This is a genomic window from Fluviispira multicolorata (assembly GCF_009208585.1).
Classification (GTDB): domain Bacteria; phylum Bdellovibrionota_B; class Oligoflexia; order Silvanigrellales; family Silvanigrellaceae; genus Silvanigrella; species Silvanigrella multicolorata.
Genome location: NZ_WFLN01000008.1, coordinates 143,984 through 162,094 on the forward strand (window position 1 = coordinate 143,984; position 18,111 = coordinate 162,094).

Annotated in this window: 20 protein-coding genes and 2 tRNA genes; 10 read left to right on the forward strand and 12 right to left on the reverse strand. The window is 33.1% G+C overall.

Translation table 11 applies throughout. From position 1 onward, the window contains the following. Positions 1-64 precede the first annotated feature (64 nt). Together rfaE2 and GCL57_RS11475 are read right to left on the reverse strand one after the other, a co-directional pair. Positions 65-1,582, reverse strand: a complete 1,518-nt coding sequence (rfaE2, locus tag GCL57_RS11470; protein ID WP_152213491.1) for a D-glycero-beta-D-manno-heptose 1-phosphate adenylyltransferase — start codon at positions 1,580-1,582, stop codon at positions 65-67. A gap of 55 nt (positions 1,583-1,637) precedes the next feature. Beyond that, positions 1,638-2,381 (reverse strand): hypothetical protein, encoded by a 744-nt coding sequence (locus GCL57_RS11475; RefSeq protein ID WP_152213492.1) that lies wholly within the window; start codon positions 2,379-2,381, stop codon positions 1,638-1,640. A gap of 78 nt (positions 2,382-2,459) precedes the next feature. Here GCL57_RS11475 and GCL57_RS11480 point away from each other — a divergent pair, with 78 nt between their 5' ends. After that, positions 2,460-4,313 (forward strand): hypothetical protein, encoded by a 1,854-nt coding sequence (locus GCL57_RS11480; protein ID WP_152213493.1) that lies wholly within the window; start codon positions 2,460-2,462, stop codon positions 4,311-4,313. Here GCL57_RS11480 and GCL57_RS11485 read toward each other — a convergent pair. The 3 genes from GCL57_RS11485 to GCL57_RS11495 all read right to left on the reverse strand — a co-directional run bounded on the left by GCL57_RS11485 (position 4,310) and on the right by GCL57_RS11495 (position 7,068). Then, a complete protein-coding gene (locus GCL57_RS11485; protein WP_152213494.1) occupies positions 4,310-5,242 on the reverse strand; it encodes a TIGR00282 family metallophosphoesterase in 933 nt (310 codons plus the stop codon). The two genes, GCL57_RS11480 and GCL57_RS11485, sit on opposite strands and share 4 nt — an antisense overlap. After that, the gene (gene rny, locus GCL57_RS11490; protein ID WP_161597730.1) at positions 5,232-6,806 is read right to left on the reverse strand and encodes a ribonuclease Y; all 1,575 of its coding nucleotides are present in this window, start codon (positions 6,804-6,806) and stop codon (positions 5,232-5,234) included. Before rny ends, GCL57_RS11485 begins: the two co-directional genes overlap by 11 nt. A gap of 179 nt (positions 6,807-6,985) precedes the next feature. Then, positions 6,986-7,068, reverse strand: a tRNA-Leu gene (locus GCL57_RS11495). Positions 7,069-7,285: 217 nt separating this feature from the next. On the opposite strand from GCL57_RS11495, the gene GCL57_RS11500 reads away from it, so the two are divergent. The 3 genes from GCL57_RS11500 to GCL57_RS11510 are packed head-to-tail and all read left to right on the forward strand — an operon-like array spanning position 7,286 to position 8,858. Then, entirely contained in the window at positions 7,286-7,606 is a 321-nt protein-coding gene (locus GCL57_RS11500; RefSeq protein WP_152213496.1) for a thioredoxin family protein, read from the forward strand. 1 nt (position 7,607) lies between these two features. Then, positions 7,608-7,853: a DUF6952 family protein gene (locus GCL57_RS11505; RefSeq protein WP_152213497.1), complete on the forward strand. Its 246-nt coding sequence runs from the start codon at positions 7,608-7,610 to the stop codon at positions 7,851-7,853. Between the two features lie 18 nt (positions 7,854-7,871). Beyond that, complete coding sequence (locus GCL57_RS11510; RefSeq protein ID WP_161597731.1) at positions 7,872-8,858, forward strand: YeiH family protein; 987 nt, start codon at positions 7,872-7,874, stop codon at positions 8,856-8,858. A 3-nt stretch (positions 8,859-8,861) separates the two neighbouring features. Here the strand turns inward: GCL57_RS11510 and GCL57_RS11515 are convergent, their stop codons facing one another. The 5 genes from GCL57_RS11515 to htpX all read right to left on the reverse strand — a co-directional run bounded on the left by GCL57_RS11515 (position 8,862) and on the right by htpX (position 14,022). Further along, positions 8,862-10,271, reverse strand: a complete 1,410-nt coding sequence (locus GCL57_RS11515) for a DHA2 family efflux MFS transporter permease subunit (RefSeq protein WP_152213499.1) — start codon at positions 10,269-10,271, stop codon at positions 8,862-8,864. Positions 10,272-10,273: 2 nt separating this feature from the next. Further along, positions 10,274-11,101, reverse strand: coding sequence for a nitrilase-related carbon-nitrogen hydrolase (locus GCL57_RS11520; RefSeq protein WP_152213500.1), 828 nt, complete (start codon positions 11,099-11,101; stop codon positions 10,274-10,276). Between the two features lie 83 nt (positions 11,102-11,184). After that, positions 11,185-11,907 carry a hypothetical protein gene (locus GCL57_RS11525; protein WP_152213501.1) on the reverse strand — a complete coding sequence of 241 codons (723 nt, stop codon included), beginning with the start codon at positions 11,905-11,907 and terminating at the stop codon, positions 11,185-11,187. Next, complete coding sequence (locus GCL57_RS11530; RefSeq protein WP_152213502.1) at positions 11,904-13,025, reverse strand: hypothetical protein; 1,122 nt, start codon at positions 13,023-13,025, stop codon at positions 11,904-11,906. Before GCL57_RS11530 ends, GCL57_RS11525 begins: the two co-directional genes overlap by 4 nt. 97 nt (positions 13,026-13,122) lie before the next feature. Next, positions 13,123-14,022 (reverse strand): protease HtpX, encoded by a 900-nt coding sequence (gene htpX / locus GCL57_RS11535; protein WP_152213503.1) that lies wholly within the window; start codon positions 14,020-14,022, stop codon positions 13,123-13,125. A 118-nt stretch (positions 14,023-14,140) separates the two neighbouring features. On the opposite strand from htpX, the gene panB reads away from it, so the two are divergent. Further along, complete coding sequence (gene panB / locus GCL57_RS11540; protein ID WP_281349663.1) at positions 14,141-14,968, forward strand: 3-methyl-2-oxobutanoate hydroxymethyltransferase; 828 nt, start codon at positions 14,141-14,143, stop codon at positions 14,966-14,968. After that, positions 14,965-15,234, forward strand: coding sequence for a (2Fe-2S)-binding protein (locus GCL57_RS11545; protein WP_152213505.1), 270 nt, complete (start codon positions 14,965-14,967; stop codon positions 15,232-15,234). The genes panB and GCL57_RS11545 overlap by 4 nt, the downstream gene beginning before the upstream one ends. 1 nt (position 15,235) lies before the next feature. Here the strand turns inward: GCL57_RS11545 and GCL57_RS11550 are convergent, their stop codons facing one another. Beyond that, complete coding sequence (locus tag GCL57_RS11550; RefSeq protein ID WP_161597733.1) at positions 15,236-15,940, reverse strand: substrate-binding periplasmic protein; 705 nt, start codon at positions 15,938-15,940, stop codon at positions 15,236-15,238. A gap of 154 nt (positions 15,941-16,094) precedes the next feature. After that, positions 16,095-16,170: transfer RNA gene (locus tag GCL57_RS11555), tRNA-Trp, on the reverse strand. A gap of 89 nt (positions 16,171-16,259) precedes the next feature. Between GCL57_RS11555 and dut the strand changes: the two genes are divergently transcribed. The 4 genes from dut (at position 16,260) to GCL57_RS11575 (ending at position 18,102) form a co-directional block, all read left to right on the forward strand. Next, on the forward strand, positions 16,260-16,715 hold the full coding sequence (gene dut, locus GCL57_RS11560; protein ID WP_152213507.1) for a dUTP diphosphatase: 456 nt from the start codon (positions 16,260-16,262) through the stop codon (positions 16,713-16,715). Between the two features lie 103 nt (positions 16,716-16,818). After that, on the forward strand, positions 16,819-17,157 hold the full coding sequence (locus GCL57_RS11565) for a hypothetical protein (RefSeq protein WP_152213508.1): 339 nt from the start codon (positions 16,819-16,821) through the stop codon (positions 17,155-17,157). Between the two features lie 189 nt (positions 17,158-17,346). Further along, the gene (locus GCL57_RS11570) at positions 17,347-17,586 is read left to right on the forward strand and encodes a hypothetical protein (RefSeq protein WP_152213509.1); all 240 of its coding nucleotides are present in this window, start codon (positions 17,347-17,349) and stop codon (positions 17,584-17,586) included. 15 nt (positions 17,587-17,601) lie between these two features. Further along, positions 17,602-18,102 carry a type II 3-dehydroquinate dehydratase gene (locus tag GCL57_RS11575; RefSeq protein WP_152213510.1) on the forward strand — a complete coding sequence of 167 codons (501 nt, stop codon included), beginning with the start codon at positions 17,602-17,604 and terminating at the stop codon, positions 18,100-18,102. Positions 18,103-18,111 lie beyond the last annotated feature (9 nt).

Sequence of the window (18,111 nt, forward strand, 5' to 3'; positions counted from 1 at the left end):
AAACATACCGAAAGTGTTTTAAAATAAAAATTGTGAACAAACAAGTTTGCTCTGCAAATGAAATTTATCTGAGTTGCGCTTTTTGAATGATGGATGATGTGCTTCTCCCAGGAACAAGCGCAACGAGCTCTACGCTGCCTCCCCAAGATGCGACTTCTTTTGCCCCAACAGTATTTTCAATATTATAATCAGCACCTTTAACAAGAACGTCAGGCTTTATTGCTAAAATGGTTTCAAGAGGGGTGTCTTCATCAAAAAGGACAACATAATCAACGCAGGCAAGCGAAGCTAATATTTTTGCTCTATCATTTTCAGTTTGTACAGGGCGAGCTGATCCTTTGAGTCTTTTCACACTGCTATCGGAATTGAGCCCAATAATAAGTAAATCACCCAGTGAACGTGCTTTTTGTAGATATTCTACATGTCCTGCATGAAGAATATCGAAACAACCATTGGTAAAAACAGTTCGTTTTTTTTGAGATTTAAAATCTTTTGAAAGTAATGATAATGAATCTAAATCTAATTTTTTTTCTGGGTGAGTGGCTTCACTTTTTTCTTTAAAGACGCATAAAAACTCTGAAGGAGTGAGGGTTGCTGTTCCTAATTTTCCGCAGACAATTCCTGCTGCAATATTACCAAGTTCAGTTGCTCTCACGAGTGAAAAGCGAGCAGCTAAACACATTGCAATAAAAGCTATTAATGTGTCTCCTGCCCCAGAAACATCAGAGACTTGCAGTGCATTAGAGGCGATTCTCAAAGTTCCTTCTATATTAAGACCTCGAGTCATCACACCGTGTTCTGAGAGACTCATAACTAGGTTTTTACATTCACTTGTTTTTAAATAACAGTCAGCAATAGCTTCTATTTCTTCTTCAAATGTATTTAATAGAAGTCCTGGGTTTTGCACTTTGAATACAGATTTACCTTCGTTTAAATTTGGCTTTATAACTGTTGATTGAGCATATCGATTCACATCCTCACTCTTTGGATCAGTTACAATTGGAATGTGGTTTTCATTGCTTAAAGATATAAGATTTTGAATCAAATTCTTAGTCAAAAACCCTTTTCCATAATCAGAGAGAACAAGACAGCAGTTTTCATTTTCCTCTATAAACTTGTTATAAAATTTTATAACACTTTCTTCTTCTTGGGGAGTTATATCTTCATTTCTTTCTTTATCTACTCGAACAATTTGTTGTGCTCCTGAGGCAGACATATTGCCTGACATAATTCGCATTTTTGTCGTAGTTGGCACTTTGCTTGATTCGATGAGAGAATTTGTTTCAATGCAGTGTTCTTCAAGAACTTTTTTTAAGATATGAGCTTCGGAGTCTTTGCCAATGCGCCCGCAAAGAAAGGCTTTTGCGCCCATGGAAGCAACATTAGCAGCAACATTTCCAGCACCTCCAGGAACGGCTCTTCTATTGCTTTCAAGAACCACCGGTACGGGAGCCTCAGGGGATATACGGCTCACTTTTCCTTCGATATAAGTATCGAGAATAATATCTCCAACAATAAATATTCTTGTTTCTTTTAGAGTTAGAATATCCTGAGGCGTTGTGTGATTAAAGAAAGATGTCATACGATAAGTGCTCCAAAAAGGGAGGTGTAACAATCACATACTTGACAATGGGTTATCAGTTTGGTTCATGAAATTCAAGGACTAAGCGAATGGTATCTATTTCATTTAAGAGCGCAAGGTTCGTAGAAATTTGAGTTTGCTTGTAAGCACTTCTTAGGAAGTCTGTGACTTGTTTTTTTGAGAGTAGCTTTAATTGGTTTGCGAAGGTTTTCTTTATAGTTTCATCTAGAAAAGTTTTTTTACTTTGCAAAGGAATGAGGTTAATTAAATCGAGATTCATAATCTCAGTATTTGTTTTTGATATTTTTATAAAAACTTCATATTTTCTTGGAAAAAAATTTTGTCCAAGCAGACTTGTTGGAAGTTTTAAAAAGCCAAAGGGATTTTTAATTATTATTGGTAGTTCTTGTATAAAATTACTTTTTATTTCTTGATTTTCAATATTTACTTCTTCTTTAATTATATTATTTATACTTGGTTTTTTACTGATTTCATTTTCAGATAAAGCGTTTTTGTCAGTTTTTTTTATGATGTTTTTCTGTTTAACTTTTTTTTGTTTTTCATGATTATTTAGGCTTTTTATATTTAGTAATTTTTTTTCAGGAGGTGGAAGAGAATAAGATCTGTTTAAAGTTACAGATAGATAATTATTTATTATGGTTTTTTTTTCAATCTTATTCTCCCTAAAAGTTAAGAACAAATAAAGAAAAAATGCACCATGAATGAGCAATGATAGAAAAATAGGAATATTGAAATTCAAAACTTTGTTAAGTCTATTTTTATTTGAAATGCGATTCATGTTATTCTTTCCAATAAACCGTAGCCATTAAACAGCTAACAGTTTATACAGTACTGTTTTTAGCCTATGGGGAATATTATGTCCAAACAATCAAAGATTATTATTCTAAGTTTATTTGGCTTGTCAGCTTTAAGTGCATCCATAGCTATTATTTTTCTGGGAAAAAAGGACTTTCAAATTGAAACCGGTATTTCGCAAGTAAATACTGCAAATGCTGCACAAGAATTCAAAGATTTTCCATCACCAGATAACCCTTCCACACCTTCAAAATACAATGCCTGGTATGTTATAAATTTAGGAAATATTCCTATAGGTTTATTGGTAGCTGGAACAGATAATTTAAAAACAGGAATATCAACACAGTACTCACTACAATTTGTCAGTCGAATTGGTTCTTCTCCATTATTATCAATATTAAAAGGTGAAATAGAGTCTGATCAAGAGGAACATATTAAGTTTCAGCAAACACTTTTATCAAAAACAGTAAATGGATCTTTTAAAGAAATTCAAAATATTTGGCGGCAAGAAAAAAATTCTAATTTAGAACTTGATAAGGATTCTGGTGCGACCTTGCAAGGAGTTATTCCGGCATTATTAAATAAAAGTAAAAGTAATATTGCTATCAATAGTTCAATGCGCTTTTTTTATTTTGAACCTAAAGATGCAAAAAATAAATCAACAAAAACTTTTATACCTTTTTCTGGTTATTTTATTAATAATTCAGATATAGATTTAAAATATGATGAAGATGGATTTTTAAATACCGGAAAATTAATTCTTGAAGGTGGAAATGAGCTTTTATTTGCAAGAATCGAACAAGATAAATTTAGCACATTGACAAAAACAATTTCAGAAACATTAATTGATTTTGGATGGTTTGCATCATTAAATTCAATGCGAAATGAATTTGATATATTAAGAAAATCTCTCGTCTCATGTGCGTTGCATGCTTCAAGTTTAAATAATAAAATGATTCGTTATATGCCACAAAGTTCTTATCTTGCATATAGAAGAATTGTTAATATGTCTCATTTTTGTTCAAGTTTGAATCGACATCTCTCTGCAAAAGATGCAGATTCAACAGCGAGTAAACTTGTAATTATTGCAAATAGCGTAAAAAATTTATTAAAAGAAAACTCTCAAGAATTACCTTATTATCTGGCTTATTCTCCAGATACAGTTTTATTTTATAATGATACAATTTCATTTTTATGGCCTCGAATAACTTCTCTTTTAGTTAAAACGGCTATCAATGAGCTTGAAAATAATTTTGAATTAGATAAAAGTCGAAAATCATTGGTTGGAATTCAATTAAATATATCTAATATGCAGCCAAGAGCTGTGGTTCGTGCACAAATTAAATTAATTGATTCATCTTTAAACTTTAATATTGAAACTGCACAGCTCTCCTCAATGAGTGCAACGAGTTTAAGTGATATTCCTAGTAATATTGAAAAGCCTTTGACTTCAATATTTCTTGATGGACAGTATTTTGCTAAAAAAATGGATTTGAGTTTTGATGAAATATGTAAAGCAAATAATGGAAAAATTGGTCTTGATATAGGAGATGCCCCTCAGATTGCTATTAATGCAGAATCCATTCGAGGAGTTTGGGATGTACAGACACGAATTGAACTTGCTCGACAATTCGCTATTAAATCCACAATAGCAAAAAATTGTTCTGATATTTCATTTCGTGTGCCAGTGAGTCTGCAAAAAGCATTTTCAAAAGAACTTGAGCAATTTAAAAGTGAAGTTTTAGGATCCGAAAATGAACTTTTACTTTCAAATAATATTCAAAAAAAATTATGGATTGTTCCTGGAAAATATAGATTAGTCGTAACTTCACTTGTAACAGGGGCTGTTTTATCAGCTCAGGAGTTTAGTGTGGCAAGTGGCGTTAATACGAACGTTACAGCAAAAATAAATTAATTTATTTTATTCAATGAAGTTATTATCCAATTTTCTTCATATCCTGAGCGATATTGCAAGCGGTGACAAGCGAAAGCCAAATTTTTCTTTGGACATATTTCGATTAAAAACCCATTAAACCATAAATCTTTTTCTGCAACTTCATGTGCCATTTTAATACCTGGATTTGAAAATCGATTGATAATTCTTTCTTTATTCATTCCAATGACACTGTCATAAGGTCCAGTCATACCAATATCTGTTAAAAATGCAGTGCCATTTTCTGTTAAACGCTCATCACTGGTCGGTGTGTGAGTGTGAGTTCCGATAAGTGCTGCTAAAATGCCATCATACATCCAAGCAATTGCTTGTTTTTCTGAGCTTGCTTCTGCATGGATATCTGCAATGACAATATGAGAGCCTGATTTAACTTTATCAAGAAAGTTTTCTTTTTCTTTTAATAAAAATTCAAATGGGCTTTTGTATTCTTCACGCATTGCAAAATTGCCCATCAAATTAATAATATGAATGGATTTATTGCGTTCTTTAATAAAAAAAGAGGGAGCTTTGTCTATATGTGAAATTCCAATAAGGTTTTGTGGTAAAACAAGATCTCTATGTTTTTTCCTAATATTATGGACATCAGATTTGTCTTTCCAATGATTTCCCATTGTGACAGCGTCTATTCCCATTGTTTTTATTTCATCAAATATCTTTTCGGTAATTCCAAAGCCACCCGCTAGATTTTCTCCATTAATTGTTATAAAATCGAGCTGAATTTCGTGCTTTAATTGCGGAATAACTTTCTTTAAAATTCTTCGTCCGCCTCTACCTAAAACGTCACCAATCATAAGAACTTTTATACTCTCATGACTTGGTTTAAGGAGCTGTGCAATTGAAGAAAATGAAGAATCTCCAGAAAACGAATGGGCAGTAAATTTATTTTGCAAGATGTGTCGCTCTCTGTTCTCTAACCATGGTTACTTTAATATTTCCTGCTTGATGAAGTTCGCTACGTAGGCGTTTGGCAACAGATTTTGCAAGTAAGGTTACTGCTTCATCATCCATGACTGTTGGTGATACCATGGCGCGTACTTCACGGCCTGATTTAATGACATATGCTTGTTCAACGCCCTCAAAGCCTTCAACTGTTGATTCCATATCACGCAGTCTATCGATTGCTTTTTCAAGAAATTCTTTGCGTGCCCCAGGACGAAAATTGCTCAACACATTTGCTGTTTGAACTATCACTGTGATTGCATTTAAACCATGTAAGTTTTCGTTGTGATGTTTTGCTGCTGCTTCAACAACTTCAGAAGATTCTCCATATTTTTGTAAAAAGAGTGCACCTACGTGAGAGTGATTTCCTTCTGATTCTTCATCTAAACTTTTACCAATATCGTGTAGCAATGCAGCTCTTTTTGTCAATCGGACGTTGAGATCGAGCTCGGCAGCAATAATTCCTGCAATCTGAGCTGTTTCAATACAGTGTTGAAGAACAGATTGTCCTCCTGTTGTCATGTATTTTAACTTGCCTAAAGCTTGAATCACTTCAGGATGTAAGCCTGTTATTCCACAATCAAATGAGGATCTTTCACCAGCTTCACGGATCATTTGTTCAAATTCAGAACGTGTTTTTTGGACGACTTCTTCAATACGTGCAGGATGAATCCGTCCATCAGCGACGAGGCGCTCAATAGCTGTCTTTGCAATTTCTCGACGGATTGGATTGAAACAGGAAATAATAACAGCTTCGGGCGTGTCATCAATGATTAAGTCAACTCCTGTAGCTTGCTCAATTGTCCGTATATTTCGCCCTTCGCGGCCAATAATGCGGCCTTTCATATCATCTGTTGGAAGTGTAATTACGGAGACAGTGGCATCGGTTACAAACTCATTGGCAATCCGTTGAATTGCAGTTGAAATAATACCCCTTGCACGTTCATCCGCAACTTTTCGAGCTTCTTCTTCTGCTGCACGAATTTCTGCACTTGCTGATTTACGTACGTCAACTTCAATTGCTTTTTTGAGTTGTTCTCGTGCTTCTTCTTGAGAAAGACGTGCCACAGATTCTAGACGAGATTTGCTTTCTTCAACAGTGTCTTCAGCCTTCCTAAGTGCTTCCAGAACTTTTTTTTCTTCAACTTCGATGGAGTCTATTTTTCTTTTTAATTCTTTCTCTTTTTGTTCAAGTTGTTGAGCTTTTTTTTCAATGGTTTCTTCGCGCTTTTGAATGCGAGTTTCAATTTTCTTTATTTCAAGATTTTTTTCTCGTTGAGCCCGTTCAAAATCTCGGCCTTCATTGATTGCTAATTCTTTTGCTTCTCTCAGTGCTTTTTTTACAAGATCATCGGCTTGTGATCTTGCTTCTGCTAATCTTTTTTCTGCTTCCTCATGTTTGATCTTTAAATCCTGCGTTAGGGCGCGCATGTTCATGGTATGAACACCCAAAAACGCAAGGGCGGCCACAGCTATTCCGATAGCTATGATCAGTACATATTCCCAAACACCCATGTTTTTATAACTCCAAAAATATAATTTCATTAATTTTTATGTCTAAGTAAATCCTTTTAGGGACATACCGACATTTTACAGTTTCCGACCTTAGAACATCGTATAGGTTTTTACCAGTAATAGAATATGTGGAAATAAAAAAGGCTGGCAATAAAAATTGCCAGCCTTTTTAAAAATAATGGTGCGGATGGGCGGACTCGAACCGCCATGCTTGCGCACACGCCCCTCAAACGTGCGTGTCTACCAATTTCACCACATCCGCAGTGAGGGGGTTAGTACCTTATGAAAATTAAAAGGTCAACTTTTTCCTAAGGGAATTTTAAAAAAAGCAGGGAAAAGATTTAAATTTAGTATTTTCATATTGTTATATTGATTTATGCACCTTGTTTATAAGCTTTTTAAGCATTCATTTGTCATAGACTCTTTTCAAGTTTAATCTCAAAAAGAATTTTAAGTCCTAGAGTGCTAAGGAGAAAAATATGTCTGAATTTATAGAAATAAATGATACAAACGGTGAAGGTGAGCTCAAAAAAGTAAATTTAGCTTTAATTGATTATTACGCTTCTTGGTGTGGATCCTGCCGAATGGCCGCCCCTATGATAAAAAGGGTAGCAACTGATTTTGGATTACCTATATTTAAAATTGATGCTGAAAAAAATGAAAAATTACGTGAACTGGTTGCCATAGAAAATCTTCCGACTGTTGCAATTTGGAAAGATGACAGAATGATCGCAAGTATTTGCACAACAAAAGAAGAAGGTTTACGTGAATTTTTAAAATCACATGGAATAGGTGTTTAAAATGGATTTAAAAATGATAAAAGAATTGTCGCAAAAATATTCTGTTGAAGAATTGTCTTATTTTGCAGATGAACTTGAAAACATAGGAAAAACAAATTGTCCAGAGTGTAAAAATAAATCTGATCTCAATGAGCTCATGAGTGATTTTCTTCAAGCAGGTGAAGTGAGGAAGATGCTTGACAAAGGTATTTCATTAAATGAAGCTGTGAGAGAATTTTCAAAAAGAATTCGAGCCGTTTTATCATAATTAGAGAAGTTTTTAATTTTGACTAAAAATATTATTGTTAAAACTTTATATCCATTGATTGCATTTCTTTTAATAACTCTTCCTTTTTTTAGTCCTTTATTTGAAAGATTAAGTGCAGGGTTAGCTGTTATATCTGGAATTATTTTGTCAATTTTTTTTCAGAATCCATATAAAAGACATACAGAGTTAATTGCATCAAAATTATTAACTTGGTCAGTTATAGGTCTTGGCTTTGGAATGAATTTGATTACTGTAGCAAATGTAGGAATAAATGGTATTGGATATACCATAATTGGAATTCTTTTAACTTTTTCTCTTGGAATTTTATTAGGAAAAATATTAAATAATAATAAAGATATGTCAGTGCTAATAACTTTTGGGACAGCTATTTGTGGTGGCAGTGCAATTGCAGCATTAGCTCCCACTATAAAGGCCAATAACCATGATATCTCTGTTTCTTTAGCAATTATTTTTGTATTAAATGCTATGGCTTTGTTTATTTTTCCTCCATTAGGAAGTTATTTAAATTTAACACAGGAACAATTTGGTTTGTGGAGTGCTTTGGCAATTCACGATACCAGTTCAGTTATTGGTGCTACGCTTGTTTATGGAGTGCATTCATTAGAAGTTGGAACCACAGTCAAGCTTGCGCGTGCGCTTTGGATCGTTCCCATTACCTTAATTGTTGGTATTTTTTATGCGAAATATTTCCACCAAAAGAATTCGGATACTATTCAGAAGTTTAAAAAACCTTGGTTTATATTAGGGTTTCTACTTGCCGCAGCTCTAGTAACTTGGATCCCTTATTTACGAGAACCCGGTCAAATCATTCGGACAGTAGCAGAAAAAATGCTAATAGTTACTTTATTTTGTATTGGAGCAAACCTCTCTCGAGCGGCAATTAAAAGTGTAGGCTTTCGTCCTTTTATTCAGGGATTTTTGCTTTGGTTTATTATGGCTACATGCACTTTATGTGCAATATATTTAAATATTATTAAATTTTGACTCTTACTTAATGTCCTTAGTCGCATGTTCTCCATCTGTCTTATTCAAAACTAAACTTAAAATTGAAACAGGTAGAATACAAAAAGCTAAAATAATAAATGTAAAATGAAATGAGATTACAGCATTTGGATTATGAATTGGAAATGAATAATAATTAAGAAAACTGAGTAAAATAAAGGATGAAAAACCAATTGAAATACTATTTGAAAATTGTCTTATAGTAACATCAAGGCTTGTTGCAGTAGCAGAAATATTTTTTGGAACATCAACGTAAATCATGGGACCATTGCTAGAAAATGCTAGAATATTAAAAAATCCTAAAAGTGCAGTCGAAAAAATAATATAAACTAAGCTGCTCGTTTGATTTATATTTGAAATACATATAAGTGCAAGAAAAATTCCTATAGGAGCTAAAGAAAGAACTCTTTTAAAGCCAAAATTTTTTAAAATTCTAGGAGATATTCCACGCATTATAATTGCTCCAACAGCCATTGGTGCGACTAATAGACCTGATTTTAAAGGCGTCATTCCAAATTGTAGTTGAAATAAAAGGGGGAGTAAAAAAGCAACACCACCTGTAGCAATATATGTAATTGAATTACCAATAACACCAATTCTAAAAGTTTTAATTTTAAAAAGGGATAGATTTAATATTGATTTTTCTTTCATTCTTAAGGCATGATATATAAATAAAAGAAAACAAAAAAAACCAATTGTAGAAAGAAAAGTATGCAGCTTACTTGGAATGATATTTTCCCCGATAGATTCTAGTGACACTGTTAAACATGCAAGAGAAATACCAGACAATAAAAATCCAGTTAGATCTAATTTCTTTTTTTGCTCTCCGATTTCATTTGGGATAAATTTTTGTACAAGATAATAAGAAGCAATTCCCATGGGAATATTAATAAAAAAAATGAGTCGCCATGAAGTATAAGTTGTAATTACCCCTCCTAATAAAGGGCCTGCAATGGGGCCGAGCAGAGCAGGAAAAAATATAAGCATAGTTGCACGAATCAGTTCTGCTGGAGGAAAAATACGAACCATAATTAATCTTCCTACAGGTGTCATGAGAGCGCCTCCAAAACCCTGTAAAAAGCGAAATACGGAAAGCTCAATAAGAGAGCTTGCGAAGCCACACAAAGCAGAGCTGAGAGTAAAGATTATTATTGCAAAAGAAAGTACAACTTTTGTGCCAAAGCGATCGGCTGCCCAACCACTTATGGGAATAAAAACTGCTAGGCTTAGAAGATAACTTGTGACAGCAAATTTTAAATTTACAGGATGAGTTTTGAATGAGTTTGCAATATCTGGAATTGCAGTGTTTATTATGGTTGTATCAAGCATTTCTATAAACATAATACTAGCTAAAATCCAAATAACAACCTTCTTATTTACAAACTCAGAATTCATTTTTAAAAAATCTTTCTATCCTTTAATGCAGGAAGTCTTGTTCTAGATTCATCAATGCTTGATTTATGTATCTCTGCGGTTAGGATTCCTGTCTCTTCGTTCATACGAGCAATAATCTTTCCCCAAGGATCAATAATCATACTATTCCCGTAGTTTTTCTTTTGATCATTCAAGAAAGTGCCAGTTTGATTACAAGCTACTACATAACATTGGTTTTCGATAGCTCTTGCTCTCAATAATACTTCCCAATGATCTTTGCCTGTTTGCCAAACAAAAGCGGCTGGAATAAATACAATATCATGATAATTATTTGAGCCATTGGGTAGGCGAAGAATTTCTGGAAATCGGAGATCATAGCAAATAATATTAAATGCGTTCCAGCTCCCTTCGCTTGTTTCAAGGTTATAAGCTTGGGGGTTTTCGCCTACTTCATAGGAATCACTTTCACAATAGAGAGGGTTACCATTTTTATCTCTTAAATTAAAAAGATGTTTTTTTCTATATGTTGATATTATTTCTCCATTTTTATTAAATGTTACGCATGTATTATACACTTTATTTGAAGAGTTATTTATTTCTTCGGAATGACTTCCGGCAATTATATTTATTTTATATTCTTTGGCTGCACATTGAATTTGTGAGAAAACTCCTTCACCTATTTTTGATTTAGTCTTAACTCTAAGACTTTCGTTTCCCATATAAGTAAACATTTCTGGAAGAACAACTATTTCTGAGCCTTGCTTTGCAGCTTCTGCAATATAATTTAAAGCAATTTTAATATTTTCTATTACATCATTTTGGGGATTTAATTGAAGACATGAAATACGCATTGAAAAAACTCCTTAGTATAGATTCAACCGCTTTTACTTAGTTAGAGCGATGTGGCTATTTATATCATAAGGGGTTATTAAATTCACTCTTGAGCAATGATAAAATTTGTGACTTTTAGATTATTTGAGCCACCCGCAGTGTTGCTAATTTGTGTGAATAAATTAGCAAGCATTGCAGATCCTGAAGTTGTTCCGGGAGAAATACCTGCGCTTGCTAAGTTTGTTTGTGCGTTTTGTAAATTCGTATATACACTTGTTGAATCGCTCGCACTCATAGCATTGGTCTGAGTCGTAGAAATTTTTCCTGAGCTATCTAGGCAATCAGACTTTACAATTAAGATTGCAAGCCCAGCTTGAGCAAGAGCCAATTGGTAATTTTGCTCTGAACTCCTTTGTGCAGATGAAATTGTGCTTAAAATATTTACTGCTTTTGTCATATATGAAATATTGCTTGCCGTTCCACTTGGCAAAGAAGCTAAAATAGCTTGGAAATTATTTTTGGAGCTACTAGAAGAATTAGAGATATCAACTGTGATATTTAGTAAATTAAAACCAGCTGAAAGCATATACGCCGTCCCAAGCATACCGATTGCTTGGGTGTCATTTGGATTATTTGTTACGTAAGGCTCTAATATTGAAATTGCAGCAGAATAGTTTCCTTCAATTATATTGTCTTGAGCTTTATTTTTCTGACTTTTACTTGATAAAGATGAGAAAAGATTATCAGTGCCACAAGAAAAATAAAGAGGAGCTGTTGATAGAATAAAAATTGAGAATATATATTTTAAGATATATTTATTTTTCATATGAGCCATCCAAAAACTATTCTTCCAAAAAATCTCTGACTGGGTAGGGTTCCCACTCTTTCTCCAATTTCTTCGGTATACACACCACCTTCTACTTTAATTATTTTTGTACTTACAAAAGCTCCAAATGTTGAATATCCTTGGTTTATACCAGTCATTATTCCAAAAGAATTTAAAAAAGAGTATTCAATTCCAAAATGCATTCTTTTTCCAACGTCTGTGTTTTCAACATTTGCTATATCCCTCATGTCTGCAAAGAGTGCAACTCGGCTTTTTTTTGTGCCAAATGATGTTTTAAAACCTGCATCTAAGACAGTTGGTTCTGAAGTAGGTGCAGAAGCTCCTTCAGGAACAACCCACCTGTATTGCATGCCAAGATTTCTATAAACAAGACCAATTTGTGTTGAACTTTCTTTATGTAAGACCAACAGCATTCCAATATCTGCTCCTATTCCACTTCCTTGCTTCATTGAATTTTCAATAATTGATTTAAGAGAACTATTTGAAATTTGACTTTCTACATTGAGAGCAGATATTTTTAAATCAGCCTCTCTTTTTTGAATATATTTACCGTTAATTCCAATTAAAAGATGTTGATCAAAAAAATCGTGAGCCAATGTTAAGTAAACGCCGGCTCGATTCACACCATAAATATTAGCAGTCGGTATACCTGTTGTGGGATCAATTCCCACATAAGCGTTTGCATTTAATCTATCCATGACGGCAAGTGAAACTTTTCTAAATACGATACCTGTATAATTTTGTGCAGCAGCACTGAATACTTTATTTTGATTTGCTGCTAAAATATCAATAGCATTACTGTTACCTTGGGCGGAGTCGTATAAAGACTTTATATTATCAGTTCCTTCTACCTGTGGGCTAACGATAGCAATTTCATTTAAAATTCCTTTTGTTTGCGCTGTCCCTGCTGGATTATAAAAAATGGAATCTCCTCCATTTGAATCGGCAATACCTGTATCACCTCTTCCTAAAAAGCGAGCAGCTCGATATTCTCTTTGTAATTCCTGTGAATTTATTTTTTGGAAATATAAAAATTCAATTAATAATATTATAAAAAAAATTATTTTTTTAAAATATAACTTGTTCAACCCATCCATGGATATTTCCTTTTCCTTGACTCCTTCAAGGTTCTAAGAAAATATCGGATAAAAAAAAGGGAACTTAATTTAGAGTTTTCTCATCTTATTTGATAAATTATAAAATTTGATTGTTTTGTTTAAGCGCTTGTATTCTTACATCAAGTGGAGGGTGGGTTGAAAATAACTCTAAAAAACTGGATTTATTTGAAATTTGGAAAGCTGCTAAAGCTTGTGGAGCTTTTTCTCCTTCTTCAAGCGGTTTATCATAAACTCTTTTGAGAGCGTTTAAAGCTGAAATCATATTATTTTTGCCCGCAAGTCTTGCGCCTCCACTGTCTGCTTTAAATTCTCTTTGACGAGAAAACCATGCAATGACTATAGATCCTAGGATACTAAATAGAATTTCTAAGACAATAATAACTATTAAATTAACAATGGGGCGTATGTCTTCTTTAACAAACTGAGTTGTTGCAAATGCAATAATGCGGGCAAAGAACATAACAAATGCATTCACAACGCCTTGAATGAGAGTCATTGTTACCATGTCGCCATTAGCAATGTGAGAAATTTCATGGGCAAGGACGCCATCGATTTCATGGTTGTCCATATTTTCAAGAAGTCCGCTTGAAACGGCTACGAGTGATCTCTTTTTTGAAGGGCCAGTTGCAAAAGCGTTTAAATCGGAACTCTCAAAAATACCAACCTCGGGAGTAGCGGGTAGACCCGCTTTTTGTGCCAATGAGGCTACGCGGTTATAGAGATCCTTTTCTTTTATATTGCAATTATTAGGATCGATAGGGGTGATATTCATTGAAAACTTTGCTATCCACCTTGAAATAGCAAGACTGATAAATGCACCACCAAAACCCCAAATGAAACAAAACACAAGCAAGCTTGAGTAATTGATTCCTCGTGCTGTCATATAATGATTTACACCTAGAACAGATGTAATAATGCTAATGGTTACCATTACCAGTATATTTACAAGTATAAAAAGTATAATGCGTTTTGCCATGTCGTTATTTCCTCCTCTATCGCACTCATTTTAATTATACTATATAAATGAAAATGAACAAATGTTCTTTATAATTATTGAACTTTTTCTAATGCCAATTTTGAAGGTTACAAATTTTATGGTTTATTCAAATGCATCGAAACCGAAAAATGACGAAAAAAAGAAAAAAATTAGGATCTTAGACATCATGGAAATGAAGAAAAATTCGCAAAGAATTTCGTCAATAACATGTTATGATGCAACCTTTGCAAGGATAATTGAGTCTACAAATATCGATTTAGTTTTAGTGGGGGACAGTTTAGGAAACGTCATACAGGGCAAAAACACAACAATCAAAGTTTCAGTAAATGACATTGCCTATCACGTGAGTTGCGTTTCTTCTACATTGAAAACGCCTTTACTTGTCGGAGATATGCCTTTTATCAGTGCAGGTTTAAGCCGTTCTGAAACAACTCATAACGCTGGAATACTCATTCAGGCGGGTGCTGAAGCTGTTAAAATTGAAGGTGCCTCTCCAGAAATTTGTGACCATATTAATTTCTTAATAAGACATGGTATTCCTGTTATGGGTCACATTGGCTTGATGCCGCAGAGTGTGAACGCACTTAGCGGGTTTAGAATACAAGGTAAAAATGATGAAGATAAAGAAAAACTGATGAATGAGGCAAAAGAGTTGCAAAAAGCAGGTTGTTTTGCAGTTGTTCTTGAACTTGTAACTCCTAAAACAGCTCAATTCATAAGTGAAGCTCTTGCGATTCCCACAATTGGGATTGGCTCTGGGAATTTTTGTGATGGAAATATTCTTGTGTTGCAAGATATGCTTGGAATGAATAAGCAATTTAAACCGAAATTTTTAAAGCACTTTTTAGATCTAGAAGAATCTATAAAAAATGCTGTAAATAATTATTGTGGTGATGTGAAGAGTGCTAAAAGTGAATCGATATGAATGATAAAAAGTTAACAATTGAAGAAATTAAAGCACGCTTAAAAATTGTTTGTATTTGTAAAGGAATTAAACAATCGAGAATATGTGATGCAATCTTAAAAGGTGCAGATACAGTTGATAAAGTCAATCAAGCAACTGGCAGTGGCAGTGGAGGTTGTAATGCTACGCGTTGTGGTCCAGTTATTAAAAAGCTTGTAGAAAGTAAAGGCAAAATAATACTTGAACCCTATCAGACTGAAGTAGAAGATGACGATCTTAATTTTTAAATTATTCTATACTTTCTAAGCTTATATAATGATTTAAACTTTCAATAATTGACTCTGCTTGGGGGTAGCTCTTTCGAATGCCAATGTGAAAATGAGTTGAACTTTTATTGATAAACGGTATATCAAATATTTTAGCTTCTTTATTTTCTCGCTTAATAAGGTTATAAAATCCAATATTAGCAATTAGAAAATCGATATTATTTTTTTTAAGTTTCTCTATACATTCCATCCTTCTTGTTACTGTTACTAAATAAATATCCTGCAAATTCTTTTGACTCCATGAGTCTCCTTTGTAATCACAGATACGATATTTTTTTAGGTCATCAATTTTTTTTATTTTTTTTATTTGTAGGTCTAAATTTTTATTTGTATAAACTAAAAAATTCTTTACTATAAAGGATACATTTTTAGTAAAATATGCATATTCTCTTCTATCATCAATTGGACTTGTAATGTATCCATCAGCTTCTCCCTTTTTTACCATCAACTGTGCTGTTTCCCACGGATATGATTCATTTAAAACTTTAATATTTATTTTTGAAAATATATTTTTTATGTATTCAGGAAAAATACCTTTTGCATCCTTTTGCTGGGGTGAAGATGAAAAACTATAAGGGGGAAAATCATTAAAATAAACAAAAACGATTTGTTCAATAGCAAAAGTATTAAGACTTGTGAGAAAAAGAAAGCAAATAAAAAACTTCATAAAGAATTTCATTTGAGACCTAGAGTATGAGAATATGAGATCTTCAATTATACATTTTAAAATAGTATTTAAAAAATATAAAATAATATTTTTGACAGAAAAAATTATTATATTTTTCTTGTAGAGAAATGGGAATGAGGTAAAGAGAAGAAAGTGGCAGGCCAGGAGGGACTCGAACCCCCAACAAGCTGATTTGGAATCAGCCGCTCTACCATTGGAGCTACTGACCTACACAAGTTATTGTGGTTACCAGTTGGTATGGAATTGGTCAAGCCTCAAGGAGCTTTACAGTTAAAATTTTTAGAATTAGGTGTGTATTATGTTAAAATTAGAGCATTTGGGTACTGGTGAAATCTTTTATGCAACAAAACAATCTGCAGGATTTGATATTTGTTCAAATCAGACCCTTGTATTAAAATCTAAGGCGTGGACTTTAGTAAAGACGGGGCTAAAAATCATTCAATCTATTGATACAAAGCTTATAAAAATAGGGACAGATGAGTATTACGGTGTGCCTGAAATCCAAATTAGACCTCGCAGTGGACTTGCTTTAAAGTATGGTGTCACGGTCTTGAATTCTCCAAGTACGATTGATGCGGATTATAGAGGAGAAATTATGGTCACACTGATAAATCATTCGGAAGTTGATTTTGAAATTAAAGAAGGTGATAGGATTGCCCAAGGAATCTGTTCAATTGCTATTCAAATCCCAAACATTAAAGTAAAAGATGTTGAGCGTGGCGTGGGAGGATTTGGTTCAAGTGGAAGAAGCTAATTTTTATTGACTGATTGGTCAAAGTACGTTAATATTATGCAGTTTAAGGGCAATGCATATAATAAACATATTTTATTTTAATGTTTTTAGGAGCTTATATCAAATGGATGACCCCTCGGGTACGACTACAAATAAAAATCAAGATTCTTTTCATTTTAAAGATCAGTCAATTAGTCTAGAAAGAACAGTATATTACATTCCTAACACTGTTCCTACAAATCAGTATGTATTTTCAGCTTTAAAAAATGTATGCAAATCTTTTGAAGATATTTTAATATTGCTTGAAGAAGGTAAGATTGATAAAATTATCTTTCACCCACTTACATCACCTCAAGATAGAAAATATATTGTACATTGGGCAAAAGTGTTTAACCCAAATATTATTGAGCAGTTGAATACTCATTTCCCATCTAAAGCACATAACCCTCATCAGGTAGCATAATTACAATAAAAAAAGCTCGATTGAGAGCTTTTTTTATTGCTCTTTTAAAATGAGAACATATTTCGTCATTTTGCTGTCTCACTTAAAAAAGTTAAATTGATTTAACATGCACTGACTTGCTCTTTAATTTTGGGAATGTAGAATATCTATGATGAATGGAATTCTTGTTTGTATTGAAAGAGTCTTTATATGAAAGAACAGACTTACAAAAAAATAAAGAATTTTCATAGAATAAATAACATAAATGAGCTTTTTCAGAAAGACTTAAGTGCAAATCTTTTTGAAGATAATACAATTATAAAAATTCAAGAAAATATTTATAATTATAAGAAGAAAGAATTAGAACGTCTGAGAAAGCTTGAGATGTTAACTCAATTACTTAAGAGAATTGAGGAGAAATCTCTTCATTTAAAGTATACTTTTAAATAATTATTAGGTTTGTGTATGAGAAAAATTCTAGTTATAAATGGACCAAATTTAAATATATTAGGTAAACGTCAAGTTAATATATATGGGAATGAATCGTTACCACAAATAATTAATTCATTAAAAAATATTGCTGAAAAAAAAGAATTTATCATAAAAGATTTTCAAAGTAATATTGAAGGAAATATTATTTCATTTTTAAATGAAGAATTTTTAGATAGTTTTTCTCAAGCAGATGTCAAAAATTCATCTGTTTTAAGTTGCGCAAAACTATCTAAAATTGCTGGAATAATTATTAATCCTGCAGGCTATTCACACACAAGTGTTGCCATTCGTGACGCTCTCGAAGTTTTTTCAGAAGAAAATATTCCGATTTTTGAGGTGCATTTGAGTAACATTTTTTCTCGTGAAGAGTTTCGTCATAATTCATTTGTAAGCCCTATTGCGACAGGAGTCATTTCAGGGCTTGGTTCATTTGGATACACCGCAGCTCTTCACAAAATAATAGAGTTGGCGTAATATGTTGGA